Genomic DNA, 1,196 nt, shown 5'->3' with positions numbered 1-1,196 from the left:
GATTGCGCGGATGAGGCGGAAACAACACGGATCAAACATTCTCAGTGTTTCAGTATCCTGATGTTTCCCTTGTTGTCCGCGGAATCCGTGGTAGTCAGTTAACCCAAACGAGACGCCCACACGATTGCGCCGAGCGCACCACCAAGCAGCGGACCAACCACGGGAATCCAGGCATAGCTCCAGTCGCTGGGTCCCTTGTTGGCAATGGGCAGCAACGCGTGGGCAATACGCGGTCCCAGGTCGCGCGCCGGGTTGATGGCGTAGCCGGTGGGACCACCCAGCGAGAGGCCGATGCCCCACACCAATGCCGCCACGAGCGCCGGACCGAAGTTGGAGGCGGGCGTTGTACCCGAGGCGCCGGAGGAGCCGATGGCCATGGCCACCAGCACGAGCACCGCCGTGCCGATGATCTCGCTGATGAGATTGGGACCCGTCGTGCGAACTGCCGGCGTGTTGCAGTAGCAGGAGCGGATGGCGTCGGCGTCCTTCGTGAGCGCCCAGTGTGGCAGGTAGTGCATCCAGACCAGTGCGCTGCCCACCAGTGCGCCGCCAAACTGCGCCGCGACATGCGCGAGGGCATCGGCCGTTGTGCGCGTGCCGAGCATGACATTGGCCAGTGTTACCGCCGGATTGAGCTCACCGGGTGCCCCGCAGGCCAGCGCCACCAAGACGCCGCAAAGCACCGCGACGGCCCAACCGGTGGTAATGACCATCCAGCCCGCCCCCTGCGCCTTCGAGCGCTCCAGCAGCACGCCTGCCACCACACCATTGCCGAGCAGGATGAGCACCAGCGTGCCAAGGAATTCACCGAAGGCGGTGGCGGGCATGAACAGAATCCGGTTGAGGGGATGGGACAACGTCTGGCGCAAATTGTACCAACCGGCGCACATTCGCGGAATGACAGCCATCGTCCCGTTACGCGTGCCGCGCGGCATCCTGGCCGTGCTGGGCATTCTGGCATTGGCCAGCACCCTGCCGCTCCACGCACAATCCGCCGCTGCAGCCTCCGCCATTGCCGGCCCCGCCTCAGGTCAGCCACGCACCGCCGACCCCGCCGTTCGTGGCGTTCCGCTCTCGGCCTTCCCGCGCTTCGTGAAGCTTGCTGAGAACGTGTACGGCTACGAAGAGATCCGGCAGCCAGGCTTCACCACCGTCAGTCTGGTGGTCATCGGGCCTCGGTGGACACCCAAATCCGG

Annotated in this window: 1 protein-coding gene and 1 pseudogene; one reads left to right on the top strand and one right to left on the bottom strand. The window is 65.3% G+C overall.

Annotated features, from left to right (window positions below; genetic code table 11):
- Positions 1-98: 98 nt before the first annotated feature.
- Positions 99-827, bottom strand: coding sequence for an MIP/aquaporin family protein (locus B2747_RS09145; RefSeq protein WP_291159453.1), 729 nt, complete (start codon positions 825-827; stop codon positions 99-101).
- A 70-nt stretch (positions 828-897) separates the two neighbouring features.
- Here B2747_RS09145 and B2747_RS09140 point away from each other — a divergent pair.
- Positions 898-1,196 (top strand): annotated as a pseudogene (locus B2747_RS09140) (hypothetical protein); the annotation flags it as partial.

This window comes from Gemmatimonas sp. UBA7669 (genome assembly GCF_002483225.1).
Taxonomy (GTDB): Bacteria; Gemmatimonadota; Gemmatimonadetes; order Gemmatimonadales; family Gemmatimonadaceae; genus Gemmatimonas.
This window is presented reverse-complemented; position numbering and strand designations above follow the sequence as displayed.

What these genes read in the sequence shown, in the direction of transcription:
- B2747_RS09145 (WP_291159453.1), bottom strand. Translation starts at nt 827, where the DNA reads ATGCCCGCCACCGCCTTCGGTGAATTCCTTGGCACGCTGGTGCTCATC.